Source organism: Terriglobia bacterium (genome assembly GCA_020073085.1).
In the GTDB taxonomy this organism is placed as follows: Bacteria; Acidobacteriota; Terriglobia; order JAIQFV01; family JAIQFV01; genus JAIQFV01.
Window position 1 is genome coordinate 175949 of sequence record JAIQFV010000007.1, and the last position, 17695, is coordinate 193643.

Genomic DNA, 17695 nt, shown 5'->3' on the forward strand with positions numbered 1-17695 from the left:
CTTATCAACCGAGTCTGTGCCGACAAGCGCAGGAAAGGATCCATCATTAGGAGGCCAGGAATACAGGAAGGTGAAAACCTTAAATCAGAACAGAATTTGAGATCCCGCAGGGAAAGGAACTCTGTCGGCGTCCATTTTCATGGTTTCCTGGCTTCCTAATAAATTCTGGTCTTGGTTCCGGCTTGTCTGGAGAATGGTAATCTCTTCTGCATTTCCCGTAGTTTTTCTGTCTTCATGAGTGAATCTTTGGTAGAATCACCCTTCACTCAGGAAAGAAAAAGAGGAAATGGCAACAATAACAACGCAAGAAAAGAAAATCGTGCCCGCAGGAAATCCGTTTGTCGAGCAAAACACGGAGTTTGGGGCCGGGGTGGTCACCACTTCGTTTGACAAGGTGGTCAATTGGGCGCGCAAGTCCTCCATTTGGCCGATGACTTTCGGCCTGGCCTGTTGTGCAATCGAAATGATGGCGATGGGCGCATCCCGTTATGACATTGCACGATTTGGCGCCGAGGTCTTTCGCGGCTCACCACGACAATCGGACCTGATGATCGTGGCCGGCCGGGTCTCAAAGAAAATGGCACCGATCGTGCGCCAGCTGTATGATCAAATGCCGGAGCCCAAGTGGGTCATCTCCATGGGAGTGTGCGCCACAGCGGGCGGCATCTTCAACAATTACGCCATCGTGCAGGGAGTCAACCAGGTAGTGCCAGTGGATGTGTATATCCCCGGCTGTCCTCCACGACCTGAACAGCTTATTTATGGCATCATGAAGTTGCAGGAAAAGATCGATCGCCAGCGAGGAAGCTTCAAAGGGGTTCTTCCTTTTGGGCAGTGAGCCCCTCAGTTGATTGCTCAGGCCGTAGGCGCCGCGGCGACTCCTCGTTTATGGCTGCTCTCCCTTGTCCGATCTTAAGTAGAATCCCTCCTTCCGATCGATTCCCATCTGTTATAATCCGTTCGCGTTCTCACTACCATTTCCAGTTCTGACCAGAAAACCCAGGAGGGATTTCTATGCTGTCACCCGGAGAGAAGGCACCTGACTTCACTGTGAAGACCCATGAGGGAAAAGAAGTTTCGTTGAGCCAGTTTGGGGGGAGCAAAGTGGTCCTGTGGTTCTACCCCAAGGCGGACACCCCCGGTTGAACCAACGAAGGCAAAGGATTCCGTGACCGAATCCGAGAGTACGAAGCAAAAAACGTGAAGATCCTTGGCATCAGCTTTGATACGGTCGAAGAGAACGCTGCATTTGCCAGGAAGTTTCAGTTTCCGTTCCCCCTCTTGTGTGACACTGACCGCAAGATCGGCCTGGCGTATGGAGCTTGCGAATCGCCCCAGGATGTATACGCCAAGCGGATTAGTTACGTGATCGGCGAAGATGGGAAAATTCTTCTGGCCTATCCGAAGGTCGATGCCGCGCGCCATCCCCAGGAAGTGCTGGAGAAGGTCTAGTAGAATACCTTTTCGAGGAACAAACCGAACGGGGGCGCTGTCCATTCGGCCGGCTTTGGAGAGGGTTTGTAGAAGAAAGAACTGAATTCATCCCGGGTGCAATTCCCTGCCCCCAATTCCACCATGCTTCCGACCAGGCGCCGGACCATTTTCCACAGAAATCGATCGGCACGGATGTGAAAGGTCAATAGCCGGGCGTAACAGGGCCGCGTAATGCGGATTTCCCGCCATTCACACTCTTCCACAATACATTGGAAGGAACGTTCTTCCTCCTCATCCGGATCACAAAAAGAGCGGAAACTGTGTCTCCCGACGACAAGTCTTGCGGCCTCCTGGAGGAGGGGGAGTTTGATCTCGCGCCTCGGGCACCAGACGTGACGCCGCAGGAAGGGCGAGTAAGTTTCAACGATCTGATAGCGGTAGCTGCGGGAGTGCGCATCATGGCGGGCATGAAAATTCAGAGGAACGAAAGCGGCCTGAGAGACCGTCAGGTCAGCAGAGAGTCCGTTGTTCAGCTCCCGCATGATCTTCTCCGCTGACCACAGGCGCGGATCTTCCGCGTGATCCCCTGCATGAAAGGGGGCTTTCAAAAGCGGGATATCGCGGGAGGCGGTCCTGTCCACCGGAGGATCCCCGTGGATGACCGCATTCACAACCTGCGCCTCGGCGTGAACCCCGCGGTCGGTACGTCCCGCCGCAATGATCCGCGGCTTTTCTTTCAGGACATCAATCATTGCCGACAGCAATTGGCCCTGGACCGTGCGAACGTCCTTCTGGATCTGCCAACCATAGAACCGCGTGCCTTCATAGGCGATCGTGAGCTTCAGGTTTCTCATTGCATGCAAACTTTCCGTTTCACTGGTGCGTCCGCCATAGCGGACCCCCCTGCGGTCCCATCTCCGGCTTCCGACTTCTGGGCTCTGACCTCGTTTTCCAATGCTCTAAATTCGTGATCCCCCGATCAACACCGCCCACGTCGCCCCCCAACCTCCTGCTTCCGGCCTGGCATCCTTAAACGACACGACCAGCGGATGCTTGGAGAGCACCGATCGGACAATCTCGCGCTGCACCCCCATCCCGCGCCCGTGGATGATTCGTACTGTCTGAAAACCCCTTTCGTGAGCCTCACGGAGATATTCTTCAAGGACGACTTTTGTTTCTTTCGACGAAAAGGTATGCAGATCGATGGAATCTTCGATAGGAATGTGGACAGGTTCTCCCGAGGACAAGACCTCATCCTCATGATTTCGGAGTTCTGCATTCCCGCCTCCGGCCTCCGGCTTCTGACTTCCGACCTCCGGCTTCCGACTTCCCCTTTCAGTGGGAGGAGAACTTTGCGGTCCGGGTTTCCTGTCCAAAAGCGCTCCTTAAATCACAATCGCTTCCTGGTACTCACCGAACACGCACCGCATGGCGTCGGAGATCTCCCCCACGGTGGCGTAAGCTTCCACGGCATTGAGGATCGGTGGCAGCAGGTTCTTCAGGGGATCACGGGCAGAGGTCTCGATTTCCCGCAAAGCGCCTTCCACCTTTCTTGCGTCCCGCTCCGCTCTCAAGGTGGCGAGGCTCTTCTTCTGCTGCTCTTCCAGGGCGGGGTCGATCCGGAGGAGGGGAATCGGCTTTTCGTGCTCCGCCACAAAGGCATTGATGCCCACCACCGTCTGGTCCTTCGATTCGATGGCTCGCTGGTACTGGTATGCCGATTCCTGAATTTCCTTCTGGATAAATCCCGATTCAATGGCCCGAAGCATGCCTCCCATCTTCTCGATCCTCGCGATATATTCTTCTGCGCGCCGTTCGATCTCATTGGTCATTGACTCGATGAAATAAGACCCGCCCAGGGGATCGACGACATCGGCGACGCCGCTCTCCTGGGCGATGACCTGCTGGGTGCGCAGGGCCAGCAAAGCGGATTCTTCCGTGGGCAGGGCCAGCGCTTCATCGCGGGAATTGGTATGCAGGGATTGCGTGCCTCCGAGCACGGCGGCCAGCGCCTGCAACGCCACTCGGACCACGTTCACCTCGGGTTGCTGTGCCGTTAGCGTCGCTCCCGACGTCTGAGTGTGGAATCGCAGCATCCAGGATTTTGGCTTGCGAGCCCCAAAGCGGTCGCGCATGATCCTCGCCCACATCCGGCGTGCCGCCCTGAACTTCGCCACCTCCTCCAGAAGATTATTGTGGGCGTTAAAGAAAAAGGAAAGCCGGGGAGCAAACAGGTCCACGTCCAGACCCGCCTCGACCGCCGCTCCCACATAAGTGATCCCGTTCATCAGGGTGAAGGCCACCTCCTGAACCGCCGACGAGCCGGCCTCGCGGATATGGTACCCGCTGATGGAAATCGTGTTCCATTCCGGCAAGTGCCTGGCACAATATTCAAAAATGTTGGCGACCACCCGCAGCGAATGCCGGGGTGGATAGATATAAGTCCCGCGGGCGATATATTCCTTCAGGATATCATTCTGGACCGTGCCGGAAAGTCTTGCGGGCGCCACGCCTTGTTCCTTTGCCACCCCGATGTAGAGCGCCAGCAGGATTGCCGCCGTGGAATTAATGGTCATGGAGGTCGAGACCTTGTCGAGCGGGATGCCATCAAACAAGATCTCCATGTCGCGCAGCGAATCGATCGCCACTCCCACCTTCCCCACCTCGCCGGACGCGAGGGGATGATCCGAATCGAGCCCGATCTGAGTGGGAAGATCGAAAGCCACCGACAGGCCCATCTGACCCTGCGAAAGGAGAAACTTATACCGCCGGTTGGATTCAGCGGCCGAGCCGAATCCGGCGTACTGGCGCATGGTCCAGAATCGCCCCCGGTAAAGGTTGGGTTGGATGCCACGGGTGAACGGAAACTCGCCCGGCGGTGCCAGGGATTGCCCGACATCGAATCCTGACACATCGTCCTCGGAATAGAACCGTTTCAGCTCGATGTGGGAAGTGGTCTCAAATTTGGGTTTGCGTTCAGTCATTGCTGGTCCCAGGTCAAAATGAGAAGACGTCAAATCCTTACTCTTCCAAAGTGCCCCCCGGAGCGTCCGGAATGTCCAGCGGCGAAGGGCGGACTACTGTTTCTTCCTCACGGCCCGAGCCCGCAAAAGTGAGCTCACCGCAAAGGTCAGTAAGAGGACGGCAAATCCCGCGGAGGTGTAAAACCGAATCCCGGACGAGGGGATTTCCGGAGTGTAGTCCTTGTATTCTTTCCATGCCGCAATGGCGGCGCTGAACCCCAGCATGAAAAAGAAGAGGCTCATGAACTGATGAAAAATGACCTTGAGCGAGCGGATGAAGCCGGCAAAGGAGTGCTTGAGTATCCTCCACATAATCCCGCGTATGTTAGGGAGAAAGCGGAGGGAAGTCAAATAGCGACATCGGGAGGGCAATTGCCGCCACGAGCCTGACCGGCCTGTCCAAATGCTCGCATGGACAATTCAGATCTTGGTGAGATCGACGATGACCGCTACAGGGCTGCCTGCCGACAAGGCTTATTTTTCAGGTCGCAGCTTTTCCCCAAAAGGCTTATCGAGCCCGCGCTTGGCGGCGGCGAGGGCGCCACGGGTATCCTCGCCTAACTGAACCGCGGCGGCATACTCCCGGAGAGCGCTCTCACGCTCTCCCTCCAAGTCAAAGAGGCGCCCCAGGTACACGTGCGACCAGGCCTTGGTGGCACTGTCGGCATTCTTGTCCGCAATCGCCTGCTCAAAATAAGACCTGGCGTCTTCAGGATTTCGCTGCAAGCTGCATGCGACACCCAAACCGTAGAGCGCTTTCGACCGCAAATCCGCATCCGAGTCGGCAATCTGTCTAAAGATCTTCTTGGCCAACTCGTACTTTTCTTCGCTGATCAGGTCTTCCGCTTCATCCAGCTTCTTTTCATTCTCGGTCCGGGGACGCTTGGGAGGGGCCGGCGTGGGGGGGACGGTGACCAGGGGGAGGGAGGCCGCATACTTCTTCTCGGCTTCCATGTCGATGGACTCCACCATATCTCCCAACGCCTCCCGGATCCCTTGTTCCCCCTTTTCAAATTCTTGCAACTGATTATAGAAGTGTTTGATCAGAAAGAAACCCGTGGCTGCATTCCGGGTGAGCTCGTCGTCGGCTTTGGCCGTCGGCAGTTTCCGCATACGGAGCTCCGCCGCACGAATGACGCACTCGATCGCATAAAGCATGAAATCTTTCCTGAATTGGGGATCGAGGTTGGGATTCTTCGCCGCCACCTCCATCAGGGCCTGCTTGTGATAAAACCGATTGGCGTACTTCAAGCTCAGAGGATCGAGGACAAAATGGAGGAACTGATGGCGGATTTCATCCAGATTCGCTCGTGGCGCGGGACTAATGACCAGATAGTAATCCTCACCGTAATTGCGCGCCAAAGCCGCTGAGCTCGCGCCGAGCATATCAATCGCGATCGAGTAGCGGCGCCCCAGGTAGGAGGAAGACGGCAACCGGAGGTAGGCCTCGGTCTGCTGAATGGTCCGCATGATGGGAACCTGTTGCGTCTCGATATAAGATTCCAACGCCGGCTGGGTTTGTCCCCAGAGCTTCTCCAGGTGGGTCGCTTCGTAGAATTCCTTTACCAGAGGCTGGAATTCCTCGATGGGCAAGACATCGGGAGGCAGCTTATCATGGCTCCACACGAACCCCCATTTCGGAGGCTGGTCCAACACCAGCGCCAGCGACATGTACTTGGACAGCTCCGCACTGCGGTCGGTCCCCTCCTGATGCGACGCATAAAACTGTTTCAGCTTCTCACGCAGCTCGCTCGGAACGTCCTTGTCGATCGCGTCTTGTACCCGCTGACGGACCGCGTCGACGCCGGGGGAGGCTGCCGGGCCGAAGCTCAACCCCGCGGCGTGGAGTGCAGAGAGCACCGCAAACAGACGGACATCGCCGTCCAGGGTAATCATCGACTGCTGCGCCCAAAGCGGAGAAACCAGCAGCAATCCGAAACAAGCCATCCTCCCGATCAATCGAGTGGTCCGTTTAAAGGTTCGTGAAGTCATTCGAGCTTTCCATCCCCCCCAGGCATTCATTCAATATCTTGTGGCGACGATTACAATCTGAACAGCCTCGCAAATATTCCATGAAATTGCAAGCCTCGCCTCCACCCCATCTATTCCAGAAGTCGAACGCAAGGTCCGATATGGTAAGATAACCCGGGTATGCCAAACGTCTTAAAACCCACGCTGGTCCTACTCGCCCTCACCCTGCTCATCTCATGTGGAGGGAGGCAGGAGAAAAGGCTCGCCCAAAACCTTGACAACCTCCAAATCGCTAACCTGGCAGCCGAAGACCTGAAAGTCAGTTCGTTCCATCCACACGGAAAAGACGAAGCCATCCTGGTGGCCGATGTTCACACGGCTTTTCTCATGAAGAAGAATTCGCGGGGGGAATGGGAGATTCAATCTGTCCGTCTGGGCGATCGCAACTGGGAAGATGCGAAGGATTTTGCCCGGGCACTTCACCAGGTGAGGCTTGAACGCGTCAAAAGTGATTTCGAGAAAATCGCGAATGCCCTTGAAAAATATCAGGCCCAAACGAAGGCCTTGCCGGCCGTCGTAGGGATCGGCCCTCTAGTGGATCTCTTGTTCCCGACCTACCTGGCGGAAGCCGTGCGGGTCGATCCCTGGTCATCCGAATATAACTACCGCCTCAGCACCCCCACTTCCTACATCCTGATTTCCGCCGGGCCGGACCGCAAGTTCGGGACGGGCGACGACATCCGGTTCGAGCGTTGATGGGACACGGACAAACACGGACGACACAGAGACCTAACAAATGGCGTCCATGGATTTGAACCTCGTCCTCGCAAGGACCAGCCAAAATGAAAACCGGCTGGCAATGACAAGACTCTTGTCAGGCCAGCCGGAAAAACGTTCTCAATCCCCGCCAGAATCTCAAGGAAACTTCGTCACGGCATCCACGACCTGCTGATCCGGCAACAGCTTCCCTTCCACGTTTTCCCAGAGGATTTTCCCGTCTGTCCCCACTAGAAAGTAAGTCCTCTTGGCCACCACCGAATGGATGCCCGGGACGTTGACTTCCAGTTCAATGTGATAGTCCTTGATCACCTTGCGTTCCATATCACTCAGCAAGGGAAAAGGCAGACTGAGGCTTGCCTTGAATTTATCCTGGGAAAAGGGCGTATCGGTGCTGATTCCCCACACTTCGATGTTCTTGGCCTTTAACTTTTCATAGTTCTCTCTGAACCCAGAGAGCTCGGTCGTTCAACCGCCGGTGAAATCGAAAACATAGAAGGCCAAAAGGACCTTTTTCTTGCCGCGCATGTCACTCAATTTCATTGGAGCGAGTTTGGGTCCCGAGGGGAGGGTAAAGTCCGGAGCTGTGTCCCCCACCTTGGGGGGTTGCACCCCGGCACCCGCGGGAGGAGAGGTACTTTGAGCTGTCAAGGAAACTGTGCCCATGAGCAGTAGCGCCACAAAAAGGGACAGAACAAGAAACGTTTTATTCATCGCTTCCTTCCTCAAAAAATGAGATTTCGGACCGATTTCAGTTTGGGTCACCGCACTATAGCCAATCTCCCCGCAACATGCAAGAGACGAATGTGAGGCGTCCTTCTCCTTCATCCTTTGGTGGCGATGCCTTCGAGCCTTCTGAGGTTGGAGGGATCTCCCATCGCAATCAGGCAGTCGCCGGCCCCGATGCGGGTCTCCGAAGTGGGGTTGAACACCATGTTTCCATCCGCCTTCTTCATCGCCAGCACAATGACATTCATTTCCTGGCGGATTCCGGAATCCTGCAAGGTTCGATTGGAGAGAGGGCAACCCTTGCCGATGGGAATCTCTTCAATCGCCAGGTTCAACTTCTCGGCACCCATGGTCGAGGTCGCCACGTCGAGGAAATCATAGACGTTGGGTCGGAGCATCGCCTGGGCAATACGGTGGCCTGTGAAAATGTAAGGGGAAATGACCTCAGTCGCGCCGGCTCGCCGCAATTTCTCCTCGGCGTCTTCTTCGCTCGCCCGTGCGATGATGGGCAGATCCTGTCTCAGGCCGCGCGCCGTCAGGGTGACATAGACGTTGTCGGCATCGGAGGTGATGACACTGATGAGTCCCCTCGCCCGTTCGATACCGGCATCCCGCAACACCGTCTCCTTGGTTGAATCGCCGAGGATAACCAGGGCTCCTTCTTCACGCATGCGGTTTGCCTTGGCCTCGTCTCTTTCGATGACCACAAAAGGGACGGAGTGTGACCGAAACTCCTTCGCCACCCTCCGACCTACTCGCCCGGCTCCGCATATGATGAAATGATCCTTGAGCTGCTGAATTTCCTTTTCCATGCGCCTCCGTCCCAGTATTGTGTGAACTTCCAGGCTGATGAAATACTGCACCAAACTGGTCACCGTAAAACCGGCGGCCCCAATCCCGAGCACCACGATGATCACGGTGAGCAATTTGCCCGCCGGGCTGATCTCAAGAATCCCGTCGTAACCCAGCGTGGTCACGGTGATGACCGTGACATAAAAGCTGCGACCATAGCTCCAATGTTCAATGAAATGAAATCCCAGCGTCCCGATGCTGTTTACGATCAGCATCAGGAGGAGGATAAGGTAGATTCGGTATGATAACTTCAAGGTTGGATCCCGGCCTGATGAACTGCCTGATGAAAGGGATGGTAAGGGAAGGCCTCCCCTGCGTCAACCCAAAACTCGAGGCGAGGTTGCTTGCACTTCGGGGCTGTGCTATAAACGGGTTTAGGTGTCAGGTGTCAGGTGTCAGGTGTCAGAAAGTCGAAAACAGAAGTCAGAAGTCAGAGGTCGGACGTCAGAGGCCAGAAACCAGACGCCGGAAGCCGGAAACAGACGTCGGAAATCGGAGGTCGGATGTCAGAGTTGAAAAATGAAGGATTGGGACCCTAGACATTGAACTTTGAATATGCAACTGGATTCTTTGGACCTTGGACTTTGGACCTTGGACTTTGAACTTTGAACCTTGGACTTTGGACTCTTCTAAACCATGAAAGTTCAAGTTCTTTACTTTGCCTATTGTCGTGACTTGACGGGCCGCGAACGCGAGTGGCTGACCCTGGAGGACAGTGCCCGCGTTTCAGATCTGGTGGCAAAGTGTCTTTCTGAGAAACCCGCCCTTGAAGGGCTCCGACGGAATCTGCTCGTTGCGGTCAACCAGGAATATGCACAGTCCGACCAGCTTCTGGAGGACGGAGATGAGGTGGCCCTGTTTCCTCCCGTCAGCGGGGGCGCCGTCGAGGTCGAGGCCCTCCGTGATTTTTATGCCGTGACGCACTCCCCGATCGAATCTGCGCAGATCCTGCAGGCGCTCAAGCGGCCGGAAGACGGCGCGGTCGTGGTCTTTGAGGGGATGGTTCGAAATAACTCCCGCGGCAAGCGCACGCGGTATGTGGAATACCACGGTTACGAGCCCATGGCGCTCAAGAAAATTCGTGAAATCGGCGAACGCATCAAATCGATGTGGGAAATCGACGGGGTGGGCATTACCCACCGGCTGGGCCATTTGGAGATTGGGGAATCGAGTGTGCTGATTGTGATTACCTCAGCCCACCGGAAGGCCGCGTTTGATGCCTGCCACTACGCGATCGACCTCCTGAAGAAGACCGTGCCGATTTGGAAGAAAGAGTGCTTTGAGGACGGCGAAATGTGGATTGAAGGCGAGGTGCCTGTCAAGGCCTGCCGCGAGCACTGATCGGAGGGGCCGGCTTTCTTCCGCAAAATTTTCTGCCCTTCGGGGTCATCCGTCCCTTCGACTGAACCAACGCTCCCCCAATATACGGCATCCAAGGTGAATGAAAAAAGCGATGAGTGGTGGTCGCGGGCAGGGGGGGAGTCCGGCGTTTCTGCCCCAGGCGACTCTGAAGAGGTCCCCCATGGAGATAGAAAACGACGGCAATGATTAGTCCGCCTGCACCTTTCCTCCCGGCACCCGAGCCAGTAAACCGCCCGCTCGGACGCACTTCCTTTCTTGTCGTCATCCTTTCATTGTTCTGTGTCCCCGGGCTCCTTCTGAGTGCCCCCCCACAAACCGCTCCAGTAGGCGCCAGGCAGGTGCAGGAAAAGCCGTCATCTGGCCAGGAACCTCCGGCGGCTCGATTCAAGGTGGACGTCAACCTGACCGTCATTTATGCCACCGTGACCAATCCGAACGGGTGGGTGGACCGGAGTTTGACGCGTGAGGACTTCGACCTCAAGGAGAATGGCCAAAAGCAGGAGATTGCATTCTTCAGCCGCGAGTCCGAATTGCCGTTGCGGGTCGCTTTGCTGGTGGATTCAAGTCTGAGCACAGCCCGCGACTTGAAGTTTGAATCTGAAGCGGCAATTCGGTTCTTCCGGTCGGTCCTGCGGCCGCAGGATGGAGGCTCCGTCTTCGATTTCTCTTACGATGTTCACCAACTTACCAACTATACCAATGACATCGAGGCCCTATCCCGGGGAATCCGGGCCATTGCCCCGGAGACCGCCACTTCTCTTTTCGATGCCGTTTACCTGGCCTCCGGAACGCTGAAGTCACGCAAGCAGAAGAAGGTCATGGTCATTGTCTCGGACGGAGCAGACACCACCAGCCGGGTCAGTTATGCCGAGGCGCTTCGAGCCGCCAATGAAGCCGAGGCCATCATCTTTTCGATCATCATTATGCCGGTAAAGAGTGACGCGGGAAGGGCACTGGGGGGTGAGCACGCCCTGATGACGCTTTCGGAAGAGACGGGCGGGTTGTCATTTTTCCCAAACACCGTTACCGAACTGGACAGTATTTACTCCAAGATCAGCGAAGAATTGCGCACGCAATACACGCTGGGATTCTATTCCACGGTCACCGCCCCCTCAACTCAACTGCGACACATCACGCTCACCACCCGCAACCCCCGTCTCCTCGTCCGGACTCGTCGAGGGTACTTCCTCAAACCCGCCGCGTAATTTCAAGAATCCCGCAAATATTTTTCCTCGAGGAAGGTTTCGCGGCTATAATCCAGCTCTCAATCGAGACGGTTATTCAACCATGCTTCCCTATCTTGAAACGGCGTTGGATGCGGCGAGGGCGGCCGGCGATGTCCTCCTCCGTTCCTATGAAAAACCCAAGAATATCGAGTACAAGGGTGATGTCGACCTGGTCACGGAGGTCGATCGCGCCTCCGAACAACTCATCCTTGAAAAGATCCTGGGGCAGTATCCCACCCACGCCATCGTGGCCGAAGAAAGCGGCGGCCGGAAAGCCGATTCCGAATATCGATGGATCATTGATCCCTTGGATGGCACGACGAATTACGCCCACAATCTGCCTCTGTTCTCAGTCTCCATCGCCCTGGAATACCGCAAAGAGATTATCGTGGGTGTCGTCTACGACCCCGTCCGACCCGAGCTTTTCTACGCCGAGAAGGATCGTGGCGCGTACCTGAACGGCAAACCCATTTCGGTTTCCACTGTAAACGATCTGGCCCGTTCCCTGCTCGTGACCGGTTTCCCCATCCGCAAGCGGGAAGAGGCGGAAACCAATTTGCAGGTTTTTCGGGCGTTCACGATGCGCGGGCAAGGGGTGCGCCGGCTCGGAAGTGCCGCGCTCGATATCTGCTATGTCGCCTGTGGACGCTTTGAAGCGCACTGGGAGTTCCGCCTTCATGCCTGGGACACCGCCGCAGCCAGCCGGATCCTCGCAGAAGCGGGAGGACGCATTACCGATTTTGGGGGTCAACCGTTCGATCCGTTCGGAAGCGAAACCCTCGCAACCAACGGTAGAATCCATGAGTCCATGATGCAGGTCCTGGCGCCTTTTCGAGATAAATAAGAAGTCCAAAGTTCAAGGTTCAAAGTTCAAGGTTCAAAGTTCAAGGTCCAAAGTCCAAGGTCCAAAGTTCAAGGCCCAAAGTTCAAGGTCCAAAGTCCAAGGTCCAAAGCTCAAGGTCCAAAGTTCAAGGTCCAAAGTCCAAGGTCCAAAGTCCAAGGTCCAAAGTCGGCAATCTCATTGTAATTTGGCGATTCTTGTTTCTGGCTTCCGGCCTCTGGTTTCTGGCCTCTGACGTCCGACCTCCGACTTCGGACTTCCGCTCCCCATGCACTGACAACTGAGGGCTGAAGAAATGGCCGACCGAATCCTCACCCTGATCCCGGACATGTTCTTTGCAGCCAAAGTGGAAGAAACTGCGAAGCACCTGGGGATTTCTCTCGTGAAGCTCCTTTCGGAGGAATCCCTGATTACGGAAGCGCGACGAGAGGGCCCATCGATAATCATCATCGATCTCAACTTCGACGCTGCCAGATCCCCGGAAGTCATTAAGACGGTCAAGGAAGCATGCAGCCCCAACCCCGTCCGGGTGCTGGCCTTTTATTCTCACATTCAGGAAGATCTGGCCGAATCCGCCCGGCGGGCCGGCGCCTTTGCGGTGGTCCCAAGATCCTACTTCTCCAAACACCTCCCTGAAATACTCCAAGGAAATTTCTAATCCGGGATTTTTGAAGTTTATGTGGCCTCTGATTCAGTCGGAAAGATGTCCTTTGGATAAGGAAGTCAGAAACCAGAAGGCGGAGGTCGGATTGAGATATCCCGGGTCGAGACGCCCTCGCCGGACCGAGTGCCTTTATTCTGACCTCTGTACGCTGACTTCTGACTTCGGCAGCATCGTGGTCAAAGGTTGAATTTCTTCTGCTCAAATTTAACAAATCAAGATTAAGCAACTAGCCGGAAAGATACGTTTCCATGTCTCCCTCGCGACGCCGCGTTCCTAATGAAAAAGCTCGTATCCTTGAGATGATTCAAGAAGAGGTGATTCGATGCCGGCGCTGTCCGCGTCTGGTCGAGTGGCGGGAGAAGGTGGCACGGGAGAAGGTGGCGCGTTATGCGGATCAGCAGTATTGGGGGAAGCCGATCCCGAGTTTTGGGGATCCCAACGCCCGTTTATGGCTCATCGGTCTTGCCCCCGCGGCCCACGGAGGGAATCGGACCGGTCGGATGTTCACCGGGGACCGCAGCGGCGACTGGCTTTACCGCGCCCTCTATAAATTTGGATTTTCAAATCAGCCCACGTCAATCCTTCGGACCGACCAGTTGAAACTCATCAACTGTTACATCACGGCGTCGGCACGCTGCGCCCCTCCCTTGAACAAGCTGCTCCCGAAGGAACTGGAAAACTGCCGGCCCTTCCTGCGAAGGGAAATGAGTGTCCTGGGAGCAACTACTCCGGGAATGGATCGAGCCGTCGTGATTGCTTTGGGGAAAATTGCCTTCGATACCTTTTTGAAAACCTTCCGCGACCTGGGTGGAGAGCTCCCGCGTCCCCGTCCAAAGTTCTCGCATGGCGTCGAACTTCGGCTCTCCATGAAGTTGACCCTCATGGCCTCATTCCATCCGAGCCAACAGAATACCTTCACGGGCAAGCTGACCGAGCCCATGTTCGATCAAGTCTTTAAAAGGGCCCAGGAACTGGTTTTGACCTGACATTTCGCTTTTCCTCCCAACCCGACCCCTTATCCTACACCTGAGCCGTGGATTGAGGTCCCAATCGATGGCTCGTAAAAAACCTCCCGGAGCGTCCTGCGGCCAGGTGCAGCCTGTTTACCATTTACCGGTTTTCCCTTGCTCCAGGAGTTTGTTTCTGCCTAGAATGCCGCCACTGTGGAAACATTTCAACGTGCGGCCGACCTGCTGGGTCGGATCAAGAAAGAGAAACGACTGAACACGGTCGTGTTCTTTGTGACCTCCATCTGCAATGAGAAATGCCGCCATTGTTTTTACTGGGAAGAGTTGAACCGGAGGGGAGATCTCACCCTGGATCAGATCACGAAAGTCTCGCAGACCATGCCCCCGATCACCGATCTGTGGATTTCGGGGGGCGAGCCCTTCATGCGAAAGGATCTCCCCGAGATCATCGAGACCTTTTATCGAAACAACGACGTCCGCTGGGTCAATCTTCCGACCAACGGCCTTTTCAAGGACCGGGCGCACCAGTGGCTCGACCGCGTTTTGCGACGATGCCCGCAGTTGCATATCGACCTGAATGTCAGTCTGGACGGATTTCGAGAGACCCACGAACGGATCCGAGGTGTCCCCGGCTGTTACGAGAAGACGCTCGAAATGATCCGAAGTCTCCCCCCGCTCGTCGGGGAGCACCTCTCGCAGCTTCGCGTCAATGTGAACACCTGCTTGAATGGCGACAATTGCGCGGAGTTGATCGGCTTCATGAAGTTTGTGTTCGAAGAACTCCCGGTGGACGGACAATATCTTCAACTCATCCGTGGAAATCCGATGGATCCGGAAATGAAGGCCATCCCGCTTCAGGCCCTCCGGGAAATTTATGACTTTGCCCGGGTATTGTATGAGAAATACTCGGAGCGGATGTTCAGTCATCTGGGCGGTCTTTCGAAGGGATTAGCCCAGACCGCTTATGTGGGCACGCTGGCGCTTCACAACAAAATCCAATATGCCAACTACCTCGAGTCCACCCGATGGCCCATGGCGTGTACTGCGGGCGAAACATTCTGCGTTATTGATTATAACGGAGACGTCCGCGCCTGCGAGCTCCGCGGCAAGTTAGCCAACCTACGCGATTACGACTATGATTTTTCGAAGTTCTGGTCCGACCTGAGTCGGCAAAAGGAGCTGAATCAGATCGTGTGCGATCAGTGCTGGTGCACCCACGTCTGCAATATTCACGATTCCCTCCGATATGCGCCCAAGGTCCTTCTCTATGACATCCCCACCACGTTCATTGAGACCCACCCGGGCGCGGCAGCCCACAAACACTTCCAGTAGTCGGACGCCTGCCCAAATTCAGGAGATGAACAGGAGCGAGAAGAGAGATGGACAGTCTCCTGCCCAACCTTATTCATCCCACGAAAGACCAGGATTCTCTATTAAAGACGGATTCCCAACAATCTAGAAAAGAATTTTGCGGGAAGAAAATCGTTTGTGGAGAAATGAATCGAGCCCCCAGCTTCGGCCGGCATGCGCTGAGCAAAAGATCATAAAGAGCAGGGCGGGACAGAAGTGTTCCAGGTTGACGCCGAAATATCTCCACAGCGGCCAATGAGGTTGATAGCCCGTGGAGAAGGCCAAGGCCATCATGTAAACGAACCCAATCATCGATGCCAGACCAACGCATGCCCCCAACACGAGGGAAAGACCGATCAAGGTCTCACCGACCCCTACAAAGTAACCGAAGAAGCTGGCATGGGGGAGCACCAGGATCTTAAGGACCGGTCTGAAGAACGGGTAGGCGGAGTCATTGATGAAGGTATGGAGGTATTGCTGCAAGCCGCCATGCGCAAAAGCCGGCGTGGCCAGCTTATACTGGCCAAAGAACAAGAAAAACGCTCCAAGGATGACTCGACAAAGCGCCAGAGTTTTCCGACCCGCCCCTCGCTCCATACACGCTCCCCTCTTCAAATCTGTGCTGCCTTGAATCCGGCACCCGGTGACCTTCCACCCCCCCGGAGACCAGCCGGGTTTCTCACTGAAGACTACGCATAAACTGGCCACGATTCAAGATCTATTGGGGCGGCGTGGTCATCCCCCAATTTCGATCGCGAGGGCTTTACAACCTCACGGGGCACAGCTAGAATGATTTGCTCAAGAAACGCTTATGACCTCGACCTTGTTTGACGTGGGCATTATTGGCGCTGGACCTGCGGGCCTCGCCTGCGGCATCGAAGCCAAGAAATCAGGACTCAGTCACATCATCTTTGACAAGGGTTGCGTCGTCAATGCCCTCGCCCATTTTCCGGTCAACATGATGTTTTTTACGACCCCCGAACTGCTCGAAATCGGGGATTTGCCGCTGGTATCCTCGCATGAAAAGCCCTCCCGGCTGGAAGGTCTGAAGTACTACCGGCGCGCCGTGGAGACCTACCACCTCAACGTGCATCAATATGAAAGAGTAGAGGGAGTGTCGGGGAGCGATGGAGACTTTAGTATTCACACCCGGGAACGGCTGGGTCATAGCAGCATGTACAAGGCCCGCAAAATGATCGTGGCAACAGGTTACTACGACAATCCGAACCGGCTGGGGATCCCCGGCGAAGACCTCCCCAAGGTGTCGCACTATTACACGGAAGCCCACCCCTTCTTCAACCAGGAGGTGGCCGTGATCGGAGGCCGCAACTCCGCGGTTGAGGCGGCCCTGGATTTGTTTCGAAATGGCTCCCATGTGACCCTGATTTACCGCGGCGCAGGGTTCAGCAGCTCAGTCAAGTACTGGATCAAACCCGACATCGAAAACCGCGTGAAGCGGGGTGAGGTCAAGACCCATTTTAATACTCAGGTGATCGCCATCAAGCCGGACGCTGTCGTCGTCGAGAATTCCAATGGGCGAGAAGAGCTCCCAAACGATTTCGTGTTTGCCCTGACGGGCTATCGGCCGGACGAATCCTTCCTGCGGTCTCTGGGGATTGAACTGAACCCCCTCGATTTGAAACCCACGATCGATCCGAACACATTTGAAACGAATGTCCCCGGCATCCACATGGCGGGAGCGAATGTCGCGGGACTCAAGAACAATGAAATCTTCATCGAAAACGGACGGTTTCACGGAAAAATGATCCTCCAATCCATCGCCCGTTCACTGCGAGGCTGATCGATGACATTACAGGAACGCATTCAAAAAGACATTCAGGACGCCATGCGCGCAAAGGATTCTCTGCGGCTGGATGCCCTGCGCATGATGAAGTCGGCCGTCAAGAACAAAGAGGTCGAAAAAATAAAGCCCCTCGACGAGAATGAATGTCTCCAAGTGTTCGCCACGCTGATCAAGCAACGCAAAGACTCCATCGAGCAGTTTACCAAGGGTGGACGGCTGGATCTGGCCGCCAAAGAGGCCGCCGAAATTAAAGTCATCGAGGAGTACATGCCCGCCGCGGCGACCGCGGAGGAGGTGGAGAAGGCAGTGGCAGAAGCGATCGCGGAAACGGGTGCTTCTTCCATCAAAGACATGGGTGGAGTGATGAAAGCGGCGATGGCGAAATTCACGGGTAAACCCGTGGACGGAAAAGTGGTAAGCGAGCTGGTGCGCCGGAGATTGAGTTCCTGAAGACGACTAAAGTCGTCACTACACCCCTCATCGCCACATCCTCCCCCGTAGTAACGACTTCAGTCGTTACCTTTCTTCCATCCCGACTCACGGGTTCTCCCAACTTCGAGGAACGACTGAAGTCTCCACTACACCCCTCATCGCTACCTCCTCCCTCGTAGTAACGACTTCAGTCGTTACCTTTCTTCCATCCCGATTCACGGGTGCTCCCAACTTCGAGGAACGACTGAAGTCTCCACTACAC

The 17695-nt window shown here is 55.5% G+C and carries 19 protein-coding genes and 1 pseudogene; 11 read left to right on the top strand and 9 right to left on the bottom strand.

The features are described from left to right. Positions 1–286: 286 nt before the first annotated feature. Together LAO21_09380 and LAO21_09385 are read left to right on the top strand one after the other, a co-directional pair. Positions 287–838, top strand: coding sequence for an NADH-quinone oxidoreductase subunit B (locus tag LAO21_09380; protein MBZ5552919.1), 552 nt, complete (start codon positions 287–289; stop codon positions 836–838). 176 nt (positions 839–1014) lie between these two features. Then, positions 1015–1452, top strand: coding sequence for a peroxiredoxin (locus tag LAO21_09385; GenBank protein ID MBZ5552920.1), 438 nt, complete (start codon positions 1015–1017; stop codon positions 1450–1452). Here the strand turns inward: LAO21_09385 and truA are convergent. The 5 genes from truA to LAO21_09410 all read right to left on the bottom strand — a co-directional run bounded on the left by truA (position 1449) and on the right by LAO21_09410 (position 6449). Then, positions 1449–2288 carry a tRNA pseudouridine(38-40) synthase TruA gene (gene truA / locus LAO21_09390; GenBank protein MBZ5552921.1) on the bottom strand — a complete coding sequence of 280 codons (840 nt, stop codon included), beginning with the start codon at positions 2286–2288 and terminating at the stop codon, positions 1449–1451. The genes LAO21_09385 and truA overlap by 4 nt on opposite strands. Positions 2289–2393: 105 nt before the next feature. Next, positions 2394–2657, bottom strand: a complete 264-nt coding sequence (locus LAO21_09395; GenBank protein MBZ5552922.1) for a Smr/MutS family protein — start codon at positions 2655–2657, stop codon at positions 2394–2396. A gap of 162 nt (positions 2658–2819) precedes the next feature. Further along, positions 2820–4418, bottom strand: coding sequence for a methylmalonyl-CoA mutase family protein (locus tag LAO21_09400; GenBank protein MBZ5552923.1), 1599 nt, complete (start codon positions 4416–4418; stop codon positions 2820–2822). A 93-nt stretch (positions 4419–4511) separates the two neighbouring features. Then, on the bottom strand, positions 4512–4769 hold the full coding sequence (locus LAO21_09405; protein ID MBZ5552924.1) for a hypothetical protein: 258 nt from the start codon (positions 4767–4769) through the stop codon (positions 4512–4514). A 162-nt stretch (positions 4770–4931) separates the two neighbouring features. Next, complete coding sequence (locus LAO21_09410) at positions 4932–6449, bottom strand: tetratricopeptide repeat protein (GenBank protein ID MBZ5552925.1); 1518 nt, start codon at positions 6447–6449, stop codon at positions 4932–4934. Positions 6450–6608: 159 nt separating this feature from the next. On the opposite strand from LAO21_09410, the gene LAO21_09415 reads away from it, so the two are divergent. Continuing rightward, a complete protein-coding gene (locus tag LAO21_09415; protein ID MBZ5552926.1) occupies positions 6609–7184 on the top strand; it encodes a type II secretion system protein GspG in 576 nt (191 codons plus the stop codon). 159 nt (positions 7185–7343) lie between these two features. Here the strand turns inward: LAO21_09415 and LAO21_09420 are convergent. From LAO21_09420 to LAO21_09430, 3 genes and pseudogenes are all read right to left on the bottom strand, one after another. Continuing rightward, positions 7344–7670: pseudogene (locus LAO21_09420) on the bottom strand (peroxiredoxin). A 3-nt stretch (positions 7671–7673) separates the two neighbouring features. Beyond that, positions 7674–7919 carry a redoxin domain-containing protein gene (locus LAO21_09425; GenBank protein MBZ5552927.1) on the bottom strand — a complete coding sequence of 82 codons (246 nt, stop codon included), beginning with the start codon at positions 7917–7919 and terminating at the stop codon, positions 7674–7676. 110 nt (positions 7920–8029) lie between these two features. Next, positions 8030–9040 carry a potassium channel protein gene (locus LAO21_09430; protein MBZ5552928.1) on the bottom strand — a complete coding sequence of 337 codons (1011 nt, stop codon included), beginning with the start codon at positions 9038–9040 and terminating at the stop codon, positions 8030–8032. Between the two features lie 382 nt (positions 9041–9422). On the opposite strand from LAO21_09430, the gene moaD reads away from it, so the two are divergent. The 6 genes from moaD to LAO21_09460 all read left to right on the top strand — a co-directional run bounded on the left by moaD (position 9423) and on the right by LAO21_09460 (position 15179). Continuing rightward, the gene (gene moaD, locus LAO21_09435; protein ID MBZ5552929.1) at positions 9423–10127 is read left to right on the top strand and encodes a molybdopterin converting factor subunit 1; all 705 of its coding nucleotides are present in this window, start codon (positions 9423–9425) and stop codon (positions 10125–10127) included. Between the two features lie 410 nt (positions 10128–10537). Continuing rightward, on the top strand, positions 10538–11353 hold the full coding sequence (locus tag LAO21_09440; GenBank protein ID MBZ5552930.1) for a VWA domain-containing protein: 816 nt from the start codon (positions 10538–10540) through the stop codon (positions 11351–11353). A gap of 82 nt (positions 11354–11435) precedes the next feature. Then, positions 11436–12218 carry an inositol monophosphatase gene (locus LAO21_09445; protein MBZ5552931.1) on the top strand — a complete coding sequence of 261 codons (783 nt, stop codon included), beginning with the start codon at positions 11436–11438 and terminating at the stop codon, positions 12216–12218. Between the two features lie 292 nt (positions 12219–12510). Then, entirely contained in the window at positions 12511–12873 is a 363-nt protein-coding gene (locus LAO21_09450; protein ID MBZ5552932.1) for a hypothetical protein, read from the top strand. 254 nt (positions 12874–13127) lie between these two features. Continuing rightward, positions 13128–13865, top strand: coding sequence for a uracil-DNA glycosylase (locus LAO21_09455; protein MBZ5552933.1), 738 nt, complete (start codon positions 13128–13130; stop codon positions 13863–13865). 177 nt (positions 13866–14042) lie between these two features. Continuing rightward, on the top strand, positions 14043–15179 hold the full coding sequence (locus LAO21_09460) for a radical SAM protein (protein ID MBZ5552934.1): 1137 nt from the start codon (positions 14043–14045) through the stop codon (positions 15177–15179). 123 nt (positions 15180–15302) lie between these two features. Here the strand turns inward: LAO21_09460 and LAO21_09465 are convergent, their stop codons facing one another. Next, positions 15303–15905: a DoxX family membrane protein gene (locus LAO21_09465; GenBank protein MBZ5552935.1), complete on the bottom strand. Its 603-nt coding sequence runs from the start codon at positions 15903–15905 to the stop codon at positions 15303–15305. Positions 15906–16008: 103 nt separating this feature from the next. Between LAO21_09465 and LAO21_09470 the strand changes: the two genes are divergently transcribed. Together LAO21_09470 and LAO21_09475 are read left to right on the top strand one after the other, a co-directional pair. Further along, entirely contained in the window at positions 16009–16998 is a 990-nt protein-coding gene (locus LAO21_09470; protein ID MBZ5552936.1) for a YpdA family putative bacillithiol disulfide reductase, read from the top strand. 3 nt (positions 16999–17001) lie between these two features. Next, the gene (locus tag LAO21_09475) at positions 17002–17451 is read left to right on the top strand and encodes a GatB/YqeY domain-containing protein (protein ID MBZ5552937.1); all 450 of its coding nucleotides are present in this window, start codon (positions 17002–17004) and stop codon (positions 17449–17451) included. The last annotated feature ends 244 nt before the right edge of the window (positions 17452–17695 follow it).